Here is a 23,306-nt window from a genome sequence, read left to right as displayed (position 1 = left end):
GAATCCGGCATGTTCAAGATCGACCAGTTGTCCTGTGGTTACGGGCAGAGCCAGATCCTGCACGATCTGCAACTGAACGTGGCCAAGCGCGAGATCGTCGCGGTGATGGGCCGCAATGGCATGGGCAAGACCACGCTGTTCAAGAGCCTGATGGGCATTCTGCCGCAGTGGCAAGGCCAGGTCAGTGTGGACGGGCACGATGTGTCGGCGCTGGAAACCCATGAGCGGGTGGCGCGCGGGATTGCCTATGTGCCCCAGGGCCGCATGATTTTCCCGAGCATGACGGTGCTGGAAAATATCCAGACCGGGTTACCGGCGTCGGCCCGCGGCAAGGTGCCGGAGGATTTGTATGCGCTGTTTCCGGTGCTGCATGACATGCAGTCGCGCAAGGGCGGCAACCTGTCCGGCGGGCAGCAACAGCAACTGGCGATTGCCCGGGCGCTGGCGACCAACCCCAAGGTGTTGTTGCTCGACGAGCCGACGGAGGGCATCCAGCCGTCGATCATCAAGGACATTGCGCGCACGCTCAAAGAGATTCGCAACCTGCGCGATTTGACCATCGTGGTGTCCGAACAGGTGCTGTCGTTCACCCTGGAGATTGCCGACCGCTTTCTGGTGATCGAGAAGGGCCGCTTCGTGATCGAAGAGACCCGCGACCGCGTGGATGAAGCGACCATCAGCCGCTACCTGTCCGTCTGACACAACACAGTTCAACTGTGGGAGCTGGCTTGCCTGCGATGACGGTCTATCAGTCACAGAAATGTTGGCTGGACAACCGCTATCGCAGGCAAGCCAGCTCCCACATTTTTGATTGCGTTCCATCCTTCCCTGCATACGTCATCCAACGTATTTCCGGTTTTCCCTGGCTCCCCGAGACTGGATTCCACGCACCAGACCATCCGCCCAGGAGCCAGTCCATGACCGAAACGCTGATCAAAGTCGACCTCAACCAGCCCGTCACTGAAAACGAAAATATCCATAACCGCTGGCACCCGGATATCCCGATGGCGTGCTGGGTGAAGCCCGGCGATGACTTCATTCTGGAAACCTACGACTGGACCGCCGGCGCGATCAAGAACAACGATGACGCCAGTGACGTGCGCGACGTGGACCTGTCCACCGTGCATTACCTGTCAGGCCCGGTGGGTGTGCACGGCGCCGAGCCGGGTGATTTGTTGGTGGTGGACTTGCTCGATATCGGCGCCAAGGCGGATTCGCAGTGGGGCTTCAACGGCTTCTTCTCACGGCAGAACGGCGGCGGCTTTCTCACCGATCATTTCCCCAGCGCACAAAAAGCCATCTGGGATTTCAAAGGCATGTTCACCCGTTCTCGGCACATTCCGGGGGTTAACTTTGCCGGCCTGATCCACCCCGGCCTGATCGGCTGCCTGCCCGACCCGGTGATGCTCGCCGACTGGAACCGCCGCGAGCAGGAACTGATCGACACCAACCCGACCCGCGTGCCACCGCTGGCCAATGCGCCACTGGCCGCCACCGCGCACATGGGCAAGCTCAAGGGCCAGGCCCGTGACGATGCGGCTGCGACCGGCGCGCGCACGGTGCCGCCGCGTGAGCATGGCGGTAACTGCGATATCAAGGACCTGTCGCGCGGTTCGAAGATTTTTTTCCCGGTCTATGTCAACGGTGCCGGGTTGTCGGTGGGTGACCTGCACTTCAGCCAGGGCGACGGCGAGATCACCTTTTGCGGCGCCATCGAAATGGCCGGCTGGGTGCACATGAAGGTCGAGCTGATCAAGGGCGGCATGGCCAAGTATGGGATCAAGAACCCGGTGTTCAAGCCCAGCCCGATCACACCGAACTACAAGAATTACCTGATCTTCGAAGGCATCTCGGTGGACGAACAGGGCCAGCAGCACTACCTGGACGTCAACGTCGCCTACCGCCAGGCCTGCCTGAATGCGATCAACTACCTGACCAAGTTTGGCTACTCGCCGGCCCAGGGCTATGCCTTGCTCGGCTCGGCGCCGGTGCAGGGGCATATCAGCGGTGTGGTGGATATTCCGAATGCCTGCGCGACCTTGTGGCTGCCGACGGAAATCTTCGAGTTCGACATCAACCCCAATGCCAACGGCCCCACCCAGTTCCTCGACGGCAGCGTCGACCTGCCCATTGCCCCGGACCTGTAGCCATGCCGACTTACGAATATGCCTGTGACACCTGCGGCACGTTCACGATGTTGCGGCCCATCGCCCAACGCAACGAGCCCAGCCAGTGCCCGTACTGCGAAGGGCCGGGCGGCCCGCTCAGGGTCTCGGCCCCGGCACTGCAAACGCTGTCGGCCAACCAGCGCAAGGCTATCGCCGGCAACGAGCGCAGCGCCCATGCGCCGCAAACCGTCGGCGAATACCAGCAAAGCCGCAAACATCCGGCCGGTTGCAGCTGCTGCGGCACCCGCAAAAAAGTCGAGCCGAGCAAGGCCAACCCCTTGGGCCTCAAGACCAGGACCGGGCCACGGCCGTGGATGATCAGTCACTAGACCAGGAGTGATGTTATGCGTCATGGCGATATTTCCAGCAGCCCAGACACCGTCGGTGTCGCGGTGGTGAACTACAAGATGCCGCGCCTGCATTCCAAGGCCGAGGTCATCGACAACGCGAAGAAAATCGCCGGGATTATCCTCGGCATGAAGCAGGGCTTGCCCGGCATGGACCTGGTGGTGTTCCCCGAATACAGCACCATGGGCATCATGTACGACCACGACGAGATGATGGCCACGGCCGCGAGCATCCCCGGCGAAGAGACGGCGATTTTCTCGGCAGCGTGCCGCCAGGCAAACACCTGGGGCGTATTTTCCCTGACCGGCGAGCGCCACGAGGAGCACCCGCACAAGGCGCCGTACAACACGCTGGTGTTGATCAATAACCTCGGCGAAATCGTGCAGCGCTACCGCAAGTGCATCCCCTGGTGCCCCATCGAAGGCTGGTACCCAGGCGACCGCACCTATGTGTGCGACGGGCCCAAGGGCATGAAGATCAGCCTGATTATCTGCGACGACGGCAATTACCCGGAGATCTGGCGCGACTGCGCGATGAAGGGCGCCGAGTTGATCGTGCGCTGCCAGGGCTATATGTACCCGGCCAAGGAGCAGCAGGTGCAGATGTCCAAGAGCATGGCCTGGGCGAATAACTGCTATGTGGCAGTGGCCAACGCGGCGGGGTTCGATGGGGTGTATTCGTACTTCGGCCACTCGGCGATCATCGGCTTTGACGGGCGCACCCTGGGTGAGTGCGGCGAGGAAGAGATGGGCATCCAGTACGCGCAACTGTCGGTGTCGCAGATTCGCGATGCGCGGGCCAACGACCAGTCGCAGAACCACCTGTTCAAGTTGCTGCACCGTGGCTATACCGGCATGCATGCCTCGGGCGATGGCGACAAGGGCGTGGCGGACTGCCCGTTCGAGTTCTACCGCACCTGGGTGCTGGACGCGCAAAAGGCCCAGGAGAATGTCGAAAAAATTACCCGCAGCACCGTGGGTGTCGCCGAGTGCCCGGTGGGGCAACTGCCCCATGGCGGCAAAGAAAAAGGGGTGGAGTAGGGCATGCGGTTTACCTTTGAACTGGTGCAGGTGATGGCGCTGTTGCGCAGTCGCATCGTTGGCCAGGAGGCGGCGCTGGCGCAGGTGGAGCGGCTGCTCAAGGTGGTCAAGGCCGATATCGGCGAGCGCGATCGGCCATTGAGCGTCAACCTGTTCATGGGCCCGACCGGCGTGGGCAAAACCGAAATCGTGCGCCTGCTGGCCCAGGCGCTGCATGGCCGGGCCGACGGGTTTTGCCGCATCGACATGCACACCCTTGCCCAGGAGCATTACGCCGCCGCGCTGACCGGCGCGCCGCCGGGGTACGTGGGCAGCAAGGAAGGCATCAGCCTGTTCAACAGCGAATTGATCCAGGGCAGCTACAGCCGCCCTGGCATTGTGTTGTTCGATGAACTGGAAAAAGCCAGCCAGGAGGTGGTGCGCAGCCTGCTGGGCATTCTTGAAAACGGCCAACTGACCCTGGCGGGTGGCACGCGCACCCTGGATTTTCGTAACAGCCTGATTTTCATGACCAGCAACATCGGCGCGCAGCAGGCGCGTCGTCATCGCCAACGCTTCGCTCAGGGCTGGCGGCGGCTGCTGCGGGTGTTTGTGCGGGGCGAAGCGGCGGTGTTGGAAGAGGCCCTGCACGGGCATTTCGAGCCAGAGTTTCTCAACCGCATCGACCGTATCCTGATGTTCGAACCCCTCGACAAGCGCTGGCTTGATGCGCTGCTGGACGTGGAGCTGGAGAAGCTCAACCAGCGTCTGGCGGCGCACCAGCGCTCATTAAGCATGGATGCGTCGGCGCGGGCATGGTTGTGTCGCCAGCACGACGCACGGTTTGGCGCGCGTGCGCTGGGCCGCCGTGTACGGGTGGAGCTGGAGCCGGCGATCGCGGAGTGCTTGCTGCGCGATCCTGCTGTGCAAGGGATGCGAGTAACGGTGCGGGGTGAACACTTGGACGTTTCGCGACAATAGCCTTGCATGCTCACCAATTAGGGCTAATATGATCCGGGTAAAACAAATAACATCCGGGTAATAAGCCATGTCTACGCAACACACACCGCTGTGCACTGCCTTCTTCCGTCACCAGCGCGTGGCGGCCGGCGCCTATTCGGCGGTGGCCGAAACCCTGGCAGGGCTGGACCTGACAGCCGGCACCTTCCTGGTCTTTGATGACGCCACCGGCGCCCAAGTCGATTACCCATGGCCTGGCGGTTATGTGCCCGAGCAACCCGCAGACACAGCAATCGACGAAGAGCTTCCCGCAGCCCCAACGGTGGGCCGCCCGAAGCTGGGTGTGGTCGCGCGGGAAGTCACGCTGCTGCCGCGCCACTGGGAATGGCTGGGCCAACAACCCGGCGGCGCCTCGGCGGCCTTGCGCCGGTTGGTGGATGAAGCGCGAAATGCCAGCGCTGGCCGTGATCAGGCGCGCCAGGCCAAGGAAGCCAGCTATCGTTTCATGAGTGCCATCGGCGGCGACCTGCCTGGGTTTGAAGACGCCTCGCGGGCATTGTTCGCTGAAGATGCGGCGGCCTTTGCGAGCAAGATCGGGCACTGGCCGAGGGATGTGCAGACGTACCTGGCCTGGCTGTCGCGCAATGCTTTCCCCGTCTAACAATAATTCCGGGACTCGAACGACCATGGAAGTCACTCAGCAACGGCCGTTGTGGCAGATCTACCTGATTTTTTTGGCACCGATGGTGCTGTCCAATTTTCTGCAAAGCTTTTCCGGCACCCTCAACGGCATCTATGTCGGGCAAATGCTCGGCACCCAGGCGCTGGCGGCGGTGTCGGGGATGTTTCCCATCGTGTTTTTCTTTATTGCCCTGGTGATCGGCCTGGGGGCGGGCGCTTCGGTGCTGATCGGCCAGGCCTGGGGCGCGCAGGAAACCGGCATGGTGAAGGTGATCACCGGTGCGACGCTGACCCTTGGCGCGCTGGTAGGCCTGATCGCGGCGGTGCTCGGCAGCCTGTTCGCGCGCCCGGCCCTGCAGGCGCTGGGCACCCCGATGGATGTGCTCGACGATGCCGTGGGTTATGCCCAGGTGATGATGCTGATCATGCCGCTGCTGTTGGTCTTCATCCTCTATACCCAATTGCTGCGCGGCGTCAGTGACACGATCTCGCCGCTGCTGGCGCTGATGGTCTCGACCCTGATCGGCCTGTTGCTGACGCCGGCGCTGATTCGCGGCTGGATCGGCCTGCCGCCCATGGGCATCCAGAGCGCGGTGTACGCGGGGCTGGTCGGTAATGCCTCGGCGATGCTGTTTTTGATCCTGCGCCTGCGCCACAAGAACCATGTGATGGCGCCGGACCGTGAATTGCTGGCTGCCTTGCGCCTGGACCGGGCGATCCTCGGCAAAGTGCTGCGCATCGGCTTGCCGACCGGCTTGCAGATGGTGGTGTTGTCGCTGTCCGAATTGGTCATTCTTGCGCTGGTCAACAGCCACGGTTCCCAGGCCACGGCGGCGTATGGCGCGGTGACGCAGATCGTCAATTACGTGCAGTTCCCGGCGCTGTCGATTGCCATTACCGCTTCGATCCTCGGCGCCCAGGCGATTGGCGCCGGGCGCCTGGAGCGAATCGGGCCGATCCTGCGCACCGGCCTGTTGATCAACACCTGCCTGACCGGTGGATTGATTGTGCTCGGCTACCTGTTATCCCACTGGCTGCTGGGGCTGTTCATCACCGACGACGCCGCGCGGCTTAATGCCGAGCACCTGCTGCACATTATGCTCTGGAGCGTTTTGGTCTTTGGCTTCCAGGCGGTAGTGGGCGGGATCATGCGCGCCAGCGGCGTGGTGCTGATGCCGGTCGCCATCTCGATTTTCTGCGTGCTGTGTGTGGAGCTGCCGATGGCGTATGTGCTCAATGCGCATTTCGGCCTGCAAGGTGTATGGATGGCGTTTCCGGTGACCTACCTGGCGATGCTGGCGCTGCAGACTGCGTATTACCGGCTGGTGTGGCGGCACAAGCAGATCAAGCGGCTGGTGTAGCGCGGGCTTATTGCTTCAAGCCGCGCAGCAGTAACTCCAGACCCTGCAAGCCTTGCTCCAAGCGATCGCCCGGGTGTTCATCGCGGGCGATCCACAGCGCGGTGTTGACCAGGCTGCCATTGATCAACTGCGCCAGCGCGACGCTGGGGCCCTGTTCGATGGCACCGGCCTGCATCAAGCCCTCAAGCAACTGGCACAGCGACGCGACGCAGTGATGCTGCGACCCGGTATCGCCGAGCACGGCTGGCGCATCCTGCAAAACGATGCGTTGGATTTCGTCGTCCTGGGCCATGCGCAAATACGTTCGGCAGCGCTCGCGAAAACCTTCCCACGGGTCCTGGGCCTGATCGGTGATGTGCTGCAGTCGCGCGTCCATTTCGCTGTCGAGTTGGGCGACCACGGCGGCCAACAGGCCTTTCTTGTCACCAAAGTGGTGGTACAACGCACCACGGGTCAGGCCGGCGCGCGCGGTGAAGTCGTCCATCGACGTGTTGGCATAGCCCTGTGTGGCGAAGGCTTGGCGGGCGCTGGCGATCAGGCGGGCGCGGGTTTCTTCGATTATTTCGGCACGGGCTCGGCTCATGGGGTGGGCTCGCGAGGGTGTTTGAGGGTTTGACATACGCTGCGTATGTTACGCATGATTTGCCACATACGCACCGTATGTATTTTGCCTTGATGCCTGCCGATAGCAAGCTTCAAGGTCTTGAGGAAGAGGTCAAGCAGGATGGCAAATCCCTACGCCGAGTTGTTCCACGCCCCTGGCAGCCGGGCTTTTGTACTGGCCGGCATGCTTGCGCGCATGCCGATATCGATGACCGGTATCGGCCTGATCACCATGCTGTCGCAAGTGCATGGCGGCTTTGGCCTGGCGGGCGCGGTGGCGGCGGTGTTTGCCTTGGCCACGGCGTTTTGTGCGCCGCAGGTTTCGCGGTTAGTGGACCGCTACAGCCAGGGCAGGGTGCTGCCGATAGCGGCGCTGATTGGCGGTGGGGCGTTGTTGCTGTTGCTGTTGTGCACCTGGTTGCAGGCGCCAAGCTGGACGTTGTTTGTGTTCGCCGGCCTGGCCGGTTGCATGCCCAATATGTCGGCCATGGTGCGGGCGCGCTGGACCGAGTTGTACCGCGGCCAGCCCAAGTTGCAGACCGCGTTTGCCCTTGAATCGGTGCTCGACGAGGTGTGTTTCATCATCGGCCCGCCGATCTCGGTGGGCCTGAGTGTGGTGCTGTTCCCGGAAGCAGGGCCGTTGGTGGCAGCGCTGCTGTTGGCGGTGGGGGTGACCACCTTCGTGCTGCAACGCGCAACTGAGCCGCCGGTGCATGAACATCAGGACCATCACGGCCGCTGGCTGATCGCCTCACCGTCGGTACTGATCCTGATGATCCTGTTGCTGGCCATGGGCGTGATTGTCGGCGTGGTGGACGTGGTCAGCGTCGCATTCGCCCAGCATCAAGGCCAACCGGCGGCGGCAAGCATCGTGCTTTCGGTGTATGCCATTGGCTCGTGCCTGGCGGGTCTGGCGTTCGGCACGCTCAAGCTCAAGGCGCCGTTGCCCCGCCAGTTTTTGTTCTGCGGCGTGGCGACGGCGTTGACCACCTTGCCGTTGTTGCTGGTGACAAATATCCCCGGGCTGGCCGTGGCCATCTTCATCTCAGGCTTGTTCTTTGCCCCGACGCTGATCGTGTCCATGGCCCTGGTGGAGCGGATCGTCCCGCCCAGCCGCCTGACCGAAGGCATGACCTGGTTGATCACCGGCCTGAGTATCGGGGTGGCCATTGGGGCCGCCAGCTCGGGTTGGATGATCGACCATTTCGGCGCCACCAGCGGGTTCTGGGTGGCGCTGGTGGCGGGTGCGGTGGTGCTGGGCTCAGCGCTGCTGGGCTATCGAAGGTTGGGCTGATCAGCCGATCGCCGGAGAAGGTTCTGCGCAATGATGTTGCAAAAACTCATTCAGCGCCTGGCGCGTCAGGTCATTGAGCGTCACTTTCTTACGGGTCGCTGCCAGGGCTGCGGCCAGATGCAGGTCATGGCCGACCCGCACGTTGAATGAACCCTTGCACGGTTTCTCCGGTGTTTGCCCGAGGGTGTGGCACGTCGCGAGGTAGTCTTCCACGGCCTCTCGAAAGGCCACGTCCAGCTCCGCGACGGTTTTGCCCTCATAGCTGACCAGCGCCTTGATAAACAGCACTTTGCCAAACAGGCAATTGTCTTCGAGGCTGGCTTCGATAGAGCCGATGTAGCCGTTGTGTTTCAGTTGGTTGTTCACTGAATCAGTTCTCCTGATTTCAATTGTTCGATGATCTGGCGCCGAATGTAGTGTTTCAGTTCGTTGCCGGGGTGAGGCTTGTGCAAGGTGATCATTGCATTGGGGTCGCCGATGTCGAATTTGACGCGGCTTCCAGCCCCTTCAATCTGTGTGTAGCCAAGACGCTTGAGTAGCGTTTCGAGCTCTGGCCAGGTAAAGGCCATGCGCTCGTTGAGCAGTTTGGCGAGCAGCTTTTCATTTTTGGACACGGCGTTCCCTGCGTGTAACTAAATGTAGTTGCAAAAAGTGGTGTTCGTCAATGCTAGCCCGGCTTCGTGTGTCTTTGCTGAGATTGATGTAACCCTTGATGACACCGCGCCTCACGCCCTTCATCCCCCGCTAATTTTTCCCCGCCCGGTTCGTTTTATAGGGACGACGTGCCTTTGTGCTTCCTGCCTATTGCTCCGGACTCCAAGAAATGAATGCTGAAGACTCCTTGAAACTTGCTCGCCGGTTTATCGGGTTGCCCCTGGAAAAACGCCAAGTATTCCTGCAGGCCTTGCAGAAAGAGGGCGTGGATTTTTCCCGGTTTCCGATTCCGGCGAGTGTGGAGGCAGAGGATCGCCAGGCGCTCTCGTACGCGCAGCAGCGCATGTGGTTTCTGTGGCAATTGGACCCGGCCAGCGGCGCCTACAACCTGCCCGGCGCGGTGCGGCTCAAGGGCGCGCTCAGCCTGCGTGCGCTGGAGCAAGCCTTCGCCAGCCTGGTGGCGCGGCATGAAACCTTGCGCACAGTCTTCCAACGCCAGGCCGATGAACGCCTGACCCAGGTTTCGGTAGATCCGTCGCTTGTCGTCGAGCACCTGGAATTCAGCGCCATGGCCGCCGTTGAGCAGGAGCAGGCCGTCAACGACGCGGCGACGCGTCAATCGCTGTTGCCGTTCGATTTGGAACACGGCCCTTTGCTGCGCGTGCAGTTGCTCAAGCTCAACGCGCAGGAGCATGTGCTGCTGCTGACCCTGCACCACATTGTCTCCGACGGCTGGTCGATGAACGTGCTGATCGACGAGTTCATCCGCTGCTACGACGCCCATGAGCGCAACGAGGCGCCGCAATTGCCGGCGCTGCCGATCCAGTACAGCGACTACGCCCTGTGGCAGCGCCGCTGGTTGGAAGCAGGGGAGCAGGCACGTCAGCTCGCGTACTGGCAGGCGCGTCTGGGCGACGAGCATCCGGTACTGGAACTGCCAACCGACCACCCGCGCCCGGCGATGCCGAGTTATCAGGGCACTCGCCATCATTTCGCGATTGACCCAAGCCTGGCCGCGCAACTGCGAACCTGCGCGCAAAAGCACAACGTCACGCTGTTCATGCTGTTGCTGGGTGCTTTCAATGTGCTGCTGCACCGTTACACCGGGCAGGCAGACATTCGCGTCGGCGTACCGATCGCCAACCGCAACCGTACCGAAGTCGAAGGGCTGATCGGCTTTTTCGTCAACACGCAAGTCCTGCGCACCGAACTGACCGGGCAAACCCGCGTTGGCGAATTGCTGCAAGGCATCAAGGAACACGCGCTGGGCGCCCAGGCTCATCAGGAATTGCCCTTTGAGCGCCTGGTGGAGGCCCTCAAGGTCGAGCGCAGCCTGAGTCATACGCCGCTGTTTCAGGTGATGTACAACCACCAGCCGGTGGTGGCCGACATTGCCAACGTCAGCACCGCTTCAGGCCTTGAGCTTTCGCTGGTGGAATGGCAAGGGCGCACCACCCAATTTGACCTGACCCTCGATACCTATGAGAAGTCCGGCACCCTGCATGCTGCGCTGACTTATGCCAATGACTTGTTCGAGGCGCCTTCCATTGCGCGCATGGCGCGTCACTGGATCAGCCTGTTACAGGCCATGGTGGCCGACGGCGAACAGCGCATTGGTGAATTGCCGATGCTGGCAGCCGATGAGCAGCACGTACTGACCCATGCGTGGAACCAGACCGGCGAAGCCTACCCAACCGAGCGCGGCATCCATCAACTGATCGAAGACCAGGTGCAGCGCACGCCGAGTGCTCCCGCGCTGGTATTCGGCGAAACCACGTTGACCTACGCCCAACTCAATGCCCGCGCCAACCAACTGGCCCATGCTTTGCGCGAGCAGGGCGTGGGCCCGGACGTGCTGGTGGGGCTGTGCGTCGAGCGCTCCGTCGAAATGGTCGTGGGCCTGCTGGCGGTCCTCAAGGCCGGTGGCGCCTACGTGCCGCTGGACCCGGAATACCCTCAGGAACGCCTGGCCTACATGATCGAAGACAGTGGCATCACGCTGCTGCTCAGCCAGCAAAGCCTGCTCGCCGTCTTGCCTGTCGAACGTATTCAGGTGATTGCCCTCGACCAGCCGGCCAGTTGGCTGGCGGGCTACAGCAGTGCCTCGCCCGACAGCGGCGTTCACGCACTCAACCTGGCCTACGTGATTTACACCTCCGGCTCGACCGGCAAGCCCAAGGGCGCAGGCAACAGCCATCGCGCCTTGGTCAACCGCTTGTGCTGGATGCAGCAAGCCTACGAATTGACGGCCAGTGATGCGGTGCTGCAGAAAACCCCGTTCAGTTTTGACGTGTCCGTGTGGGAATTTTTCTGGCCGCTGATGACCGGCGCGCGCCTGGTGGTCGCGGCCCCCGGCGAACACCGCGAGCCGGCCCGGCTGATCGAAACCATTGGCCGCCACGCCATCACCACGTTGCACTTCGTGCCGTCGATGTTGCAGGCGTTTATCCATGAGCCGGGCGTGCAAGCCTGTGCCAGCCTCACACGCATCGTCTGCAGCGGTGAAGCCTTGCCGCTGGATGCGCAACGGCAGGTCTTTGCCAAGCTGCCAGCAGCCGGGTTGTTCAACCTCTACGGCCCGACCGAAGCGGCCATCGACGTGACCCACTGGACCTGCATCGATGAAGGCGCCGACAGCGTGCCCATCGGGCGGCCCATCGCCAACCTCGCCACCTATGTGCTCGACGCTCAACTCAACCCGGTGCCCGCCGGGGTGTCCGGCGAGCTGTACCTGGGCGGCACCGGCCTGGCGCGCAGTTATCACCGGCGCCCGGCGCTGACTGCCGAGCGCTTTGTGCCGAGCCCGTTCGTCAACGGCGAGCGCCTTTATCGCACCGGCGACCGCGTGCGTCAGCGCACTGACGGCGTGATCGAATACCTCGGCCGTCTTGATCACCAGGTTAAATTGCGCGGCTTGCGCATTGAGCTGGGCGAAATCGAGACGCGCCTGCTCCAACACCCTTCGGTACGTGAGGCGGTGGTGCTGGTGCAGGGTGGCAAGCAGTTGGTCGCCTACCTTGTGCTCGACAGCGAAAAGCCAGCGGACCTCAAGGCCTGGTTGCTCAGCAGTTTGCCGGAATACATGGTGCCGACCCATTTCGTCGTGCTCACCCAGTTGCCGGTCACCGCCAACGGCAAGCTCGATCGCAAAGCCTTGCCACTGCCGGATGCTGCGCCGCAACAGGCATTTATCGCGCCTTCGAGCGACCTGCAAAAAGCCCTTGCGGCGATCTGGAGTGATGTACTCGGCGTTCCACACGTGGGTGTGGACGACAACTTTTTCGAGCTGGGCGGCGATTCGATCATCTCCATCCAGGTGGTCAGCCGTGCCCGTCAGGCAGGCATTCGCCTGAGCCCGCGGGACTTGTTCCAATACCAGAGCGTGCGCAGCCTGGCGCTGGTGGCGAGCTTTGAGCAGGCAGTGGTTATCGATCAGGGGCCGGTCACCGGTGAGGTGATTCTGACCCCGGTGCAACAGGCGTTTTTCAGCCAGGCAATTGCTGCGCGCCACCACTGGAACCAATCACTGTTGCTGACCCCGCGCGAGGCGCTGGAACCTGCGCAGCTGGACGCCGCCCTCACACAGTTGATCAACCACCACGACGCCCTGCGCCTGAGATTCACCCGGCAGGCCGATGGCTGGCAGCAAGCCCACGCCGCGCCGGCCGCTGAATCTGTACTGTGGCAATCCAGCGTCGGCACCGAGGCTGAATTGGCCGCGTTGTGCGATGAAGCCCAGCGCAGCCTGAACCTTGAGCAAGGCCCGATGCTGCGCGCAGCGTTGGTCACCCTGGCTGACGGCGCCCAGCGCCTGCTGCTGGTGGTCCATCACCTCGTGGTCGATGGCGTGTCCTGGCGCGTGCTGCTTGAGGATCTGCAACAGGCTTATCGCCAGGTCGCATTGCCCGCCAAAACCAGCAGCTACCAACAGTGGGCGCAGCAGTTGCAGGCGCACGCGTATACGCTGGATGAGCAGCTGCCTTTTTGGCTGGCGCAGTCCAGCGACGCCGAGCTGCCGTGCGATAACCCGCAGGGCGGCCTGCACAATCGCCTGGGTGCCACGCTTGAAACCCGCCTTGATGCCGATCACACCCGGCAACTGCTGCAAGACGCGCCAGCGGCTTATCGCACCCAGGTCAACGACCTGCTGCTGACGGCGCTGGCGCGCGTGATCAGCCGCTGGAGTGGCCAGGCCGCCGCGCTGATCCAGCTGGAGGGGCATGGTCGCGAAGACCTGTTCGACAGCCTCGATCTGAGCCGCACGGTCGGCTGGTTCACCAGCCTGTTTCCGGTGCGTTTACAGGCCGCAGGCGAACTGTCGGATGCAATCAAGTCGATCAAGGAGCAACTGCGCGCGGTTCCGGAAAAGGGCTTGGGCTACGGCCTGCTGCGCTATCTGGGCCAACCGCAATCGCGTGAAGCCCTGGCCGATTTGGCTGCGCCGCGTATCACCTTCAACTACCTGGGGCAGTTCGACCGCCAGTTCAACGAGGCAGCGCTTTTCGTCCCGGCCAGCGAAGGCGGCGGCCAGGCGCAGGACCCTCAAGCACCGTTGGCCAACTGGTTGACGGTGGAAGGGCAGGTGTATGGCGGTGAGTTGTCGCTGCAATGGGGTTTCAGTCGCGAGATGTTCAACGCTGCAACTATTCAGCGCCTGGCGGATGACTACGCTACGGAACTCAAGGCGTTGATCGAGCATTGCTGTGCAACGCCTGCCGGGCAGGTCACGACATCGGACTTCCCGCTGGCGCGTATCACCCAGCAGCAACTGGATGCACTGCCCGTGGCCGGGCCGGACATCGCCGATCTCTACCCGCTGTCGCCGATGCAGCAGGGCATGTTGTTCCACACCCTGTACGCGCCCCAGGGCCAGGCCTATATCAACCAACTGCGCCTTGATATTGAAGGCCTTGACCTGCTGATTTTCGGCCGCGCCTGGCAAGCGGCACTGGACCGCCACGACATCTTGCGCAGCAGCTTCCACTGGCTGGGCCTGGACAGCGCCCATCAGGTAATCAGGCGTCAGGTCGACGTGCAGTTGCAGGTGATCGAAGACGTGAATGCCGACCTCGATGCGCTGGCCGATGCCGAGCGCTCACGCGGCTTTGAACTCAATGCCGCACCGCTGTTTCGCCTGATGCTGGTGCGCAGCACAGGTTCGGCCTGGCACTTCATCTTCACCAGCCACCACATCCTGATGGATGGCTGGAGTAACGCGCAGTTGCTCGGCGAAGTGCTTGCCCATTACGCAGGCCAGGCCGTGCCGGCGCCGCTGGGGCAGTTCCGCGATTACCTGGGCTGGCTGCAACAGCAATCGTCGGGCGAGGGCTACTGGAAAAATGCCCTGGCGCCGTTGCAAGCGCCAACCTTGCTGGCGCAGGCACTGCGTGCGCCGGTTGGCGGCGTGGGCATGGCTGACCATCAAGTGCTGCTGGACAACGACTTTACCCAGGCCCTCGGCGAATTTGCCCGCCAACAAAAAGTCACGCTCAATACTGTGCTGCAAGGCGCCTGGAGCCTGTTGCTGCAACGCTACAGCGGCCAGGCTTGCGTGGTGTTCGGCGCGACCGTCGCCGGGCGTTCAGCGCCGCTGCCGGGGATTGAGCAGCAGTTGGGCTTGTTCATCAACACCTTGCCGTTGATCAGTGCCGCGTCGCCCGCCCAATCGGCCGGCGCCTGGCTCAGCGAGCTGCAAGCCTTGAACCTCAGCTTGCGTGACCATGAACACGTGCCGCTGTACGACATCCAGGCGTGGGCCGGCCAGCAAGGTGCGGCGTTGTTCGACACCTTGCTGGTGTTCGAAAACTTCCCGGTGGCCGAAGCATTGAAGCAAGGTGCGCCCGCAGGCCTGACCTTCGGCCGCATGCACAACCATGAACGCACCAACTACCCGCTGACCCTGGGCGTCGAACTCGGTGCCGGCCTGCGCCTGGACTTCAGCTATGACCGCGCCCATTTCAGCGAGCAGCAGGTGAAGCGGCTGGGCGCCAACGTGCGTCACCTGTTGGCGCAAATGATGGCGGACGCCGGTGTGCCGCTGGGTAACCTGCAACTGCTTGACGCCGCCGCGCAGCACGAGGTACTCGCGCTCAGCCAGTCTGCCGGTGCCGCCCAGCGTCCTCAGCGCGTGCATGAGCGCATCGCTGCCCAGGCCCACGCCACACCTGACGCGCTGGCGGTTCAGGCGGGCAGTGAGCGGCTGAGCTACGCCCAACTCAACGCCCGGGCCAACCGCTTGGCCCATCATCTGGTGGCGCTCGGCGTAGGGCCGGGCCAGCGTGTAGGCCTGGCCAGTCGGCGTGGTCCGCAGCTGATCGTCAGCCTGCTGGCGGTGCTCAAAAGCGGTGCTGCCTATGTGCCGCTGGACCCGAAATACCCTGCAGAACGTTTGGCCTACATGCTGGCAGACAGTCGTTTGAACGTGCTGCTCAGCGAAACCGGGTTGCTCGCGGATCTGCCGCTGCCGCAAGGTTTGGTCCGTGTGGATTTCAGTACGTCTGGTGAAGAACTGGACGGCTACCCGGCGACCAATCCGCCCAACACGGCGGCGGCGGCCGACCTGGCGTATGTGATCTACACCTCCGGTTCCACCGGCCTGCCCAAAGGCGTGGCCATCGATCATGCCGCGCTCGGCCAGTTCTGCGACAGCGCAGAGGCCTACAGCCGGCTCAGTGCGCAAGACCGTGTACTGCAATTTGCGACCTTCAGCTTCGACGGCTTTGTCGAGCAGTGCTACCCGCCGCTGTGCGTGGGTGCTGCCTTGATTATGCGTGGCGACGAGCTGTGGGACGCCGGCCAACTGGCGCGCGAGATCGTCGAACAGGGCGTGACCCTGGCCGACTTGCCGGCCGCTTACTGGTATTTGCTGGCCAAGGAGTGCGCCGTCGACCGCCGCACCTTGGGCAACCTGCGCCAGGTGCACGTGGGCGGTGAAGCTATGTCGGTGGAAGGCATCCGTGCCTGGCATGCGGCGGGGCTGGGCGCCGTGCGCCTGGTCAACACCTACGGGCCGACCGAGGCGACGGTGGTGTCCAGCGTGCACGATTGCCAACTGGCGGATGCCAGTGATGCGTTCGGCGTGCCGATTGGCCGCGCCATCGCAGGCCGTTCGTTGTATGTGCTCGACAGTGGTTTCGAACTGCTCGGCACCGACGGCGTCGGCGAACTGTGCATCGGCGCCGAAGCGGGCCTGGCCCAGCGCTATTTCGACCGCCCGGCCTTGACCGCCGAACGCTTCCTGCCGGACCCGTTTTCTGCTGTGCCCGGTGCACGCCTCTACCGCAGTGGCGACCTGGCGCGTTACAACGAAGCCGGTGCGTTGGAGTACGTCGGGCGTATCGACCATCAGGTAAAAATTCGTGGCTACCGCATCGAAATGGGCGAAATCGAGGCCGGACTGCAAGCTTTGCCGCAGGTGCGTGAAGTCGCGGTGATCGCCCAGCCGAGTGCGGTTGGCATGCAACTGGTCGCCTATGTGGTGCCCGCCCATGGTCACACCCTGGACGCTCAGGACCTGGCGGCCACCTTGCGCCAGTCTCTGCCCGATTACATGGTGCCGGGGCATTGGCTGGTACTTGACGCTCTGCCACTGAACAACAACGGCAAGCTTGACCGCCGTGCGCTGCCGGCGCCTGACCTGAACCTGCGTCAACAGGCGTATGTGGCCCCACAAAGCCCGCTGCAAGTGCAATTGGCGGCGATCTGGCAAGCGGTGTTGCAGGTCGAGCAGGTCGGCCTGACGGATCACTTCTTCGAGCTCGGCGGCCATTCATTGTTGGCCACCCAAGTGATTTCCCGCGTGCGTCATGAGTTGAAACTGGAAGTGCCGCTGCGCGCACTGTTTGAGCAGCCGACGCTGCAAGGGTTTGCGTCGGCCTGTTCGGGCTTGCATCAACACAGCGCTCAGCCGCTGGTGGCGCTGGAACGTGGCCAGCCGATGGCGCTGTCTTTCGCCCAGGAACGCCAGTGGTTTTTGTGGCAACTGGACCCCACTAGCGCCGCGTATCACGTACCTACGGCGCTGCATTTGCGCGGCCAATTGGACATCACCGCGCTGGAGCGCACGTTCCAGGCGCTGGTGCTGCGCCATGAACCGTTGCGCACCACCTTTGCTGACGACGGTGAGCGGACCTGGCAGGTGATTCATCCCGACCTGGCGATAAATGTCGAGCAGGCGAGGGCAGCGGCCCCGGCGATCCAGGCCTGTGTGGAGCAAGAGATCCAGCGCCCGTTCGACTTGCGCAACGGCCCGCTGATGCGCGTCAAACTGCTGGTGATCGCGCCCGATCACCATGTGCTGGTGATCACCCAACACCACATCATCTCTGACGGCTGGTCGATGCACGTGATGGTGGATGAGTTGGTGGCGTTGTATCAGGGCCAAGCTCAGCTGTCGGCGTTGCCGATCCAATATGCCGACTACGCCGTGTGGCAGCGCAACTGGATGGCGGCCGGTGAACAACAGCGCCAACTCGATTACTGGCAACAGCGCCTGGGCGATGAACACCCGGTGCTGGAACTGCCGTTGGACCACTCGCGACCGGCGGTGCAGAGCTTTCGCGGTGCGCGTCAGCAGGCCCAACTCGAACCTGCGTTGTTGGCTGACCTTAAGGCATTGGCCCGGCGTGAGGACGTGACCCTGTTCATGCTCTTGCTTGCTTCGTTCCAGACCTTGCTGCATCGCTACAGCGGGCAGTCCAGGCTGCGTGTCGGGGTGCCGATCGCCAACCGCAACCGCCTCGAAACCGAGCGGCTGATCGGTTTCTTCGTCAACACCCAAGTCATCCAAGTCGACCTTGACGGGCAGATGGCCTTCGAGCAATTGCTCGGTCAGGTCAAGCAGCGGGCCCTGGAGGCCCAAGCCCATCAGGACCTGCCGTTCGAGCAGTTGGTAGAAGCGCTGCAGCCAGCGCGCAGCCTGAGCCACAACCCACTGTTCCAAGTGATGTTCAATCACCAGGACAACCTGCGCTCCGCCCCGGTGCAACTGCCGGGCCTGGCGTTAGAGCCACTGGATTGGGCCGGCCACACCACGCAATTCGATTTGAGCCTGGAAACCGAAGAGTCTGCCGACGGCCTGTGGGCCTCGCTGACCTACGCCACCGACCTGTTCGAACCCGAGACGCTTGCGCGCCTGGCGCAACATTGGCAAAGCCTGCTGCGCGCTGTGGTGAATGACGCGTCGCAGGCGCTGGATGAACTGCCGATGCTCAGCGAGCAGCAATGGCAACAGACTGTGCACAGCTGGAACGACAGCCACGCCGAGTACCCGCATACGCGTTGCGTGCATCAGTTGTTCGAAGCGCAAGTACTGGCAACACCGGACGCAAGCGCACTGCAATTCAATGGCGACAACCTGAGTTACTGTGAACTCAACCGCCGCGCCAACCGCTTGGCCCATCGCCTGATTGCGGCGGGCGTCGGCCCTGACGTGCTGGTGGCGGTGCATGTCGAGCGCTCGTTGGACATGGTCGTCGGCCTATTGGCGACCCTCAAGGCCGGCGGCGCCTATGTGCCGCTCGACCCGCAGTTCCCGGCGGATCGGCTGGCGTTCATGCTCGGAGACAGCCAAGCGCAGGTGTTGCTGACCCAGCCACACCTCAATGGTCGCCTGGCGCAACCGCAGGGCCTGCACGTGCTGCTGGTCGATGACGCGTGTGGGGACGAACACAACCCGCAGGTCAATGTCACGCCGGAGCACCTGGCCTACGTGATTTACACCTCTGGTTCCACCGGCAAGCCCAAGGGCGTGATGGTGCGGCATCAGGCACTGTGCAGCTTTACCTGCGGCATGGCGGACACCCTGCAGATCGGCAGTGATGCGCGGATTTTGTCGCTGACCACTTTCTCATTCGACATCTTCGCCCTTGAGCTATACGTGCCACTGACCGTGGGCGCTACGGTGCTGCTGAGCGGCAAGGAAATGGCGCTCGACCCGGAGGCGATTCTCGATCTGGTGCACAACCAGTGCGCCAATGTGCTGCAAGCCACGCCTTCGACCTGGCGGATGCTCCTGGAAAGCCCGCGCGCGTCGCTGCTACAGGGCATCAAATGCCTGTGTGGCGGCGAAGCGCTGCCGGTCGACCTGGCCCAACGACTGCTCGACCTGCAGGGCCCGGTGTGGAACCTTTATGGCCCGACGGAAACCACCATCTGGTCGGCTGCTCACCGCCTTGAGCAGGCGCAGCCTTTTGTTGGTCGCCCGATTGCCAACACGTCGCTGTTCATTCTCAACGCCGGGCTGACGCCATGCCCACAAGGGGCGGCCGGTGAATTGCTGATCGGCGGCGCTGGTCTGGCGCGCGGTTATCACGCGCGCCCGGCGCTGACCGCCGAACGTTTCGTGCCCAACCCGTATGGCGCACCCGGTGAGCGCCTGTACCGCACCGGCGATTTGGCGCGCTATCGCCCGGACGGCGTAGTGGAGTACATCGGCCGCGTAGACCATCAGGTCAAGGTGCGCGGTTTCCGTATCGAGCTGGGTGAAATCGAAGCCTGCCTGCGTGAGAACGCGGCGGTGCGTGAAGCCGTGGTACTGGCCGACAACGACCGTTTGATCGCCTATCTAGTGACCTTTGCTCCCGAGCAACAGGCGAGCCTGCGTGAGCAGTACAAGGCTGATCTGCGCGCGCGTTTGCCGGACTACATGGTGCCTACGCACCTGATATTCCTTGAAACCCTGCCGCTGACTCCCAACGGCAAGCTCGACCGCAAGGCACTGCCCAAGGCGGATGCCGAGCTGTTGCTCAAAGCCCATGTGGCGCCCGTCAGCCCGCGCGAACAGCAGGTCGCGGCGATCTGGGCTGATGTGCTGGAGGTGCCGCAGGTGGGCCTCGATGACCACTTTTTCGAACTGGGCGGGCATTCGCTGCTGGCCACGCGCGTGGTGTCGCGAGTACGTCAGGTAGTGGCGTTGGAAGTCGCGCTCAAGACCCTGTTCGAACAGCCTGTGCTCGGTGACTTTGTGCGTGCATTGGGTGAGGAGGGCGTCACCGCGCCTGCACTGCTCAAGGCCGACCGCGCGCAGCCGTTGCCACTGTCTTACGCCCAGGAGCGCCAGTGGTTCCTTTGGCAGCTCGACCCGCACAGCTCGGCGTACCACATCCCCAGCGCCTTGCGCTTGAAAGGCGCGTTGGACGTGGCCGCGCTGCAACGCAGTTTCGACACCTTGCTGGCGCGCCATGAAAGCCTGCGCACGCATCTGCGCCAAGACGCGAGCGGTGCGGTGCAAGTGATTGAAGACCTGGGCCTGATTGAAATCGAACGTTGCGATACCGATGAAGCCGGGCTCAAGACGCAAGTGGCCGAGGCGGTCGCGCAGCCGTTTGACCTGCTGCGCGGGCCGTTGCTGCGCGTGAAATTGTTGCGCCTGGCCGCGGACGATCATGTGGTGGTGCTGGTGCAGCACCATATCGTCTCCGATGGCTGGTCGATGCAGCTGATGGTCGAGGAGTTGGTGAAACTCTACGCCGCCTTCAGCGACGGCCACACGCCGAATCTGCCGGCGTTGCCGATTCAATACGCCGACTACGCCCTGTGGCAGCGCAACTGGATGGAGGCCGGCGAGAAAGCACGCCAGTTGGCGTACTGGCGTGAACAGTTAGGCGGTGAGCAGCCTGTACTGGAGTTGCCGTTTGACTACCAGCGCCCGGCGTTGCCGACCCATCGCGGTGCGCGCTTGGGCTTTGAATTGACACCGCAGCTATTGGCTGGCTTGCGTAGTGTGGCGAAACAGGCCGGGGTCACGTTGCCGATGGTGTTGCTGGCGGCCTATCAGGCCTTGCTGCACCGCTACAGCGGTCAGGAAGATGTGCGCGTCGGCGTGCCGATCGCCAACCGCAACCGCCTTGAAACTGAGGGCCTGATCGGCTTCTTCGTCAACACCCAAGTGCTTAAGGCTGACGTCAACGGCCAGATGAGCGTGGCGCAACTGTTGCATCAGGTGCGCCAACGCTCCCTGGAAGCCCAGGCCCATCAGGACCTGCCTTTCGAGCAACTGGTGGAGGCGCTGCAGCCCGAGCGCAGCATGAGCCTGAGCCCGTTGTTCCAAGTGCTGTTCAACCACCGCGTGACCTCGGCGGGCAGCCATTTGCAGCGTTTGCCGAGCCTGCAGGTCGAGGTGTTGAGTTGGGATGAGGGCGTGGCACAGTTCGACCTGGCGTTGGATGTGGAAGAGTCGCGCGAAGCACTGCGTGCATCCCTGAGTTACGCCACTGATCTGTTTGCCCCCGCGACCATCGAACGCATGGCCGGGCATTGGCAGAACCTGTTGCAGGCCATGGTCGATGATCAGCAGCAGGCCATCGGGCAGTTGAACCTGCTGAACCCGGATGAGCAGCAGCACATTCTGCACCTGTGGGATTGCACCGGCTCGGGCTTCTCAGCCGCACGTTTGGTGCACGAACTGATCGCCGACCGCGCGCGGGAAACCCCAGATGCCGTGGCGGTGAAATTCGACTCGCACACCCTGACTTACGGCGAGCTTGATGCACAGGCCAACCGCCTGGCGCATGCGCTGATCGCTCGTGGTGTGGGGCCGGAAGTACGCGTGGCGATCGCCATGCCGCGCAGCGCCGAAATCATGGTGGCGTTCCTCGCCGTGCTCAAAGCCGGTGGTGTGTATGTGCCGCTGGACATTGAGTACCCGCGTGATCGCCTGCTCTACATGATGGACGACAGCCGCGCCCAGTTGCTGTTGACGCACACCAGCGCCTTGCAGCAATTGCCGGTCCCGCAAGGACTGAACACTCTGGCAATCGACCGCAGCGAGGACTGGGCCAACTTCAGCGACGCCGCCCCTCAGGTGGCACTGGACGGCGACAACCTGGCCTACGTGATCTACACCTCCGGCTCCACCGGTATGCCCAAAGGGGTGGCCGTGTCCCACGGTCCGCTGGTGGCGCACATCATCGCCACCGGTGAGCGTTACGAAACCGGCCCGGCGGATTGCGAACTGCACTTCATGTCGTTCGCTTTCGATGGCTCCCACGAAGGCTGGATGCACCCGCTGATCAACGGCGCCAGCGTGCTGATCCGCGACGACAGCCTGTGGTTGCCGGAGTACACCTACGCCCAAATGCACCGCCACAATGTGACGATGGCGGTGTTCCCACCGGTTTACCTGCAACAACTGGCCGAGCACGCCGAACGCGATGGCAACCCACCGGCAGTGCGCGTCTACTGCTTTGGCGGGGACGCGGTAGCCCAGGCGAGTTACGACCTGGCATGGCGCGCACTGAAACCCACCTACTTGTTCAACGGCTACGGCCCGACCGAAACCGTGGTGACGCCGCTGCTGTGGAAAGCCCGTAAGGGCGACCCGTGCGGCGCGGTGTATGCGCCCATCGGCACGTTGCTGGGCAACCGCAGCGGTTACGTATTGGATGCGCAGTTGAACCTGCAACCCATCGGCGTCGCTGGTGAGTTGTACCTGGGCGGTGAGGGTGTGGCGCGTGGTTACCTCGAGCGTCCGGCACTGACCGCTGAGCGTTTCGTACCGGACCCGTTCGGCAAACCTGGCAGCCGCGTGTACCGCAGCGGCGACTTGACCCGTGGTCGCCCGGACGGCGTGGTGGACTACCTGGGCCGTGTCGACCATCAGGTGAAAATCCGGGGTTTCCGCATCGAATTGGGTGAAATCGAAGCCCGTCTGCGCGAGCAGGACAGTGTCGGTGAAACCGTGGTGGTGGCTCAGGAAGGCCCGACCGGCAAGCAACTGGTGGCATATGTCGTACCCACTGATCCGGCCCTGATCGACCAGGCCGAGTTCCGCGACGCCTTGCGTCGGGCCCTCAAGACCCGCCTGCCGGATTACATGGTGCCCACGCACTTCATGTTCCTCGCGCAGATGCCGCTGACCCCCAACGGCAAGCTCGATCGCAAAGGCTTGCCCGCACCGGATGTGAGCCTGATGCAGCAACGCTACGTGGCCCCGCAAACCGAACTGGAACAGCAGATTGCGGCGATCTGGGCCGAGGTGTTGCGCCTGCCGCAAGTGGGCCTGGACGACAACTTCTTCGAAGTCGGCGGCCATTCTTTGCTGGCGATCCAGATCACATCGCGGGTCCAGTCCGAGCTGGGCCTGGAAGTGCCCCTGGTTGAAGTGTTCCAGACCGAAACGCTGCGCGCCTATGTGCAGGCCGCAGCCACCTTCCGCGCCGGCAGCGCGGAAGATTTTGATGATCTTCGTGACTTTTTGAGCGAACTAGAGGCGATTTGA

General features: G+C 62.9%; 12 protein-coding genes. 9 read left to right on the top strand and 3 right to left on the bottom strand.

Annotated features, from left to right (window positions below; translation table 11 throughout):
* Positions 1-9 precede the first annotated feature (9 nt).
* From urtE to L8K08_RS15480, 7 genes are all read left to right on the top strand, one after another.
* On the top strand, positions 10-699 hold the full coding sequence (gene urtE / locus L8K08_RS15510; protein WP_145165737.1) for an urea ABC transporter ATP-binding subunit UrtE: 690 nt from the start codon (positions 10-12) through the stop codon (positions 697-699).
* 218 nt (positions 700-917) lie between these two features.
* Positions 918-2,147 (top strand): formamidase, encoded by a 1,230-nt coding sequence (gene fmdA / locus L8K08_RS15505; RefSeq protein ID WP_145165736.1) that lies wholly within the window; start codon positions 918-920, stop codon positions 2,145-2,147.
* A gap of 2 nt (positions 2,148-2,149) precedes the next feature.
* Positions 2,150-2,497, top strand: coding sequence for an FmdB family zinc ribbon protein (locus L8K08_RS15500; RefSeq protein ID WP_145165735.1), 348 nt, complete (start codon positions 2,150-2,152; stop codon positions 2,495-2,497).
* A 15-nt stretch (positions 2,498-2,512) separates the two neighbouring features.
* The gene (locus L8K08_RS15495) at positions 2,513-3,556 is read left to right on the top strand and encodes an aliphatic amidase (RefSeq protein WP_242198407.1); all 1,044 of its coding nucleotides are present in this window, start codon (positions 2,513-2,515) and stop codon (positions 3,554-3,556) included.
* A 3-nt stretch (positions 3,557-3,559) separates the two neighbouring features.
* Entirely contained in the window at positions 3,560-4,516 is a 957-nt protein-coding gene (locus L8K08_RS15490; protein WP_242198405.1) for an AAA family ATPase, read from the top strand.
* Between the two features lie 67 nt (positions 4,517-4,583).
* The gene (locus L8K08_RS15485; protein ID WP_242198402.1) at positions 4,584-5,156 is read left to right on the top strand and encodes a DUF2239 family protein; all 573 of its coding nucleotides are present in this window, start codon (positions 4,584-4,586) and stop codon (positions 5,154-5,156) included.
* 25 nt (positions 5,157-5,181) lie between these two features.
* Positions 5,182-6,537 (top strand): MATE family efflux transporter, encoded by a 1,356-nt coding sequence (locus L8K08_RS15480; protein WP_242198400.1) that lies wholly within the window; start codon positions 5,182-5,184, stop codon positions 6,535-6,537.
* Between the two features lie 7 nt (positions 6,538-6,544).
* Here L8K08_RS15480 and L8K08_RS15475 read toward each other — a convergent pair whose 3' ends face one another.
* Positions 6,545-7,120, bottom strand: a complete 576-nt coding sequence (locus L8K08_RS15475; RefSeq protein ID WP_145165730.1) for a TetR/AcrR family transcriptional regulator — start codon at positions 7,118-7,120, stop codon at positions 6,545-6,547.
* A 141-nt stretch (positions 7,121-7,261) separates the two neighbouring features.
* Between L8K08_RS15475 and L8K08_RS15470 the strand changes: the two genes are divergently transcribed.
* Positions 7,262-8,434 (top strand): MFS transporter, encoded by a 1,173-nt coding sequence (locus L8K08_RS15470; protein ID WP_242198397.1) that lies wholly within the window; start codon positions 7,262-7,264, stop codon positions 8,432-8,434.
* Here L8K08_RS15470 and L8K08_RS15465 read toward each other — a convergent pair whose 3' ends face one another.
* Both L8K08_RS15465 and L8K08_RS15460 read right to left on the bottom strand, forming a co-directional pair.
* Positions 8,435-8,800 (bottom strand): type II toxin-antitoxin system HicB family antitoxin, encoded by a 366-nt coding sequence (locus L8K08_RS15465; protein ID WP_145165728.1) that lies wholly within the window; start codon positions 8,798-8,800, stop codon positions 8,435-8,437.
* Positions 8,797-9,048, bottom strand: coding sequence for a type II toxin-antitoxin system HicA family toxin (locus L8K08_RS15460; protein WP_242198394.1), 252 nt, complete (start codon positions 9,046-9,048; stop codon positions 8,797-8,799). The genes L8K08_RS15465 and L8K08_RS15460 overlap by 4 nt, the downstream gene beginning before the upstream one ends.
* Before the next feature lie 209 nt (positions 9,049-9,257).
* Here L8K08_RS15460 and L8K08_RS15455 point away from each other — a divergent pair, with 209 nt between their 5' ends.
* Positions 9,258-23,306 carry a non-ribosomal peptide synthase/polyketide synthase gene (locus tag L8K08_RS15455; protein ID WP_242198389.1) on the top strand — a complete coding sequence of 4,683 codons (14,049 nt, stop codon included), beginning with the start codon at positions 9,258-9,260 and terminating at the stop codon, positions 23,304-23,306.

Origin of the sequence: Pseudomonas sp. TREG-RG-20F-10-E-6-01, from assembly GCF_022662455.1 — a bacterium.
Taxonomy (GTDB): domain Bacteria; phylum Pseudomonadota; class Gammaproteobacteria; order Pseudomonadales; family Pseudomonadaceae; genus Aquipseudomonas.
Note: the sequence above shows the minus strand (reverse complement) of the source record. Positions and strands in the feature narration are given on the sequence as shown.

Excerpts from the sequence above, each read along its gene's own strand:
- L8K08_RS15480 (WP_242198400.1), top strand. The coding sequence starts at position 5,182 with ATGGAAGTCACTCAGCAACGGCCGTTGTGGCAGATCTACCTGATTTTT.
- urtE (WP_145165737.1), top strand. The coding sequence starts at position 10 with ATGTTCAAGATCGACCAGTTGTCCTGTGGTTACGGGCAGAGCCAGATC.
- L8K08_RS15485 (WP_242198402.1), top strand. The coding sequence starts at position 4,584 with ATGTCTACGCAACACACACCGCTGTGCACTGCCTTCTTCCGTCACCAG.
- L8K08_RS15470 (WP_242198397.1), top strand. The coding sequence starts at position 7,262 with ATGGCAAATCCCTACGCCGAGTTGTTCCACGCCCCTGGCAGCCGGGCT.
- L8K08_RS15455 (WP_242198389.1), top strand. The coding sequence starts at position 9,258 with ATGAATGCTGAAGACTCCTTGAAACTTGCTCGCCGGTTTATCGGGTTG.
- L8K08_RS15475 (WP_145165730.1), bottom strand. The coding sequence starts at position 7,120 with ATGAGCCGAGCCCGTGCCGAAATAATCGAAGAAACCCGCGCCCGCCTG.
- fmdA (WP_145165736.1), top strand. The coding sequence starts at position 918 with ATGACCGAAACGCTGATCAAAGTCGACCTCAACCAGCCCGTCACTGAA.
- L8K08_RS15490 (WP_242198405.1), top strand. The coding sequence starts at position 3,560 with ATGCGGTTTACCTTTGAACTGGTGCAGGTGATGGCGCTGTTGCGCAGT.
- L8K08_RS15500 (WP_145165735.1), top strand. The coding sequence starts at position 2,150 with ATGCCGACTTACGAATATGCCTGTGACACCTGCGGCACGTTCACGATG.
- L8K08_RS15495 (WP_242198407.1), top strand. The coding sequence starts at position 2,513 with ATGCGTCATGGCGATATTTCCAGCAGCCCAGACACCGTCGGTGTCGCG.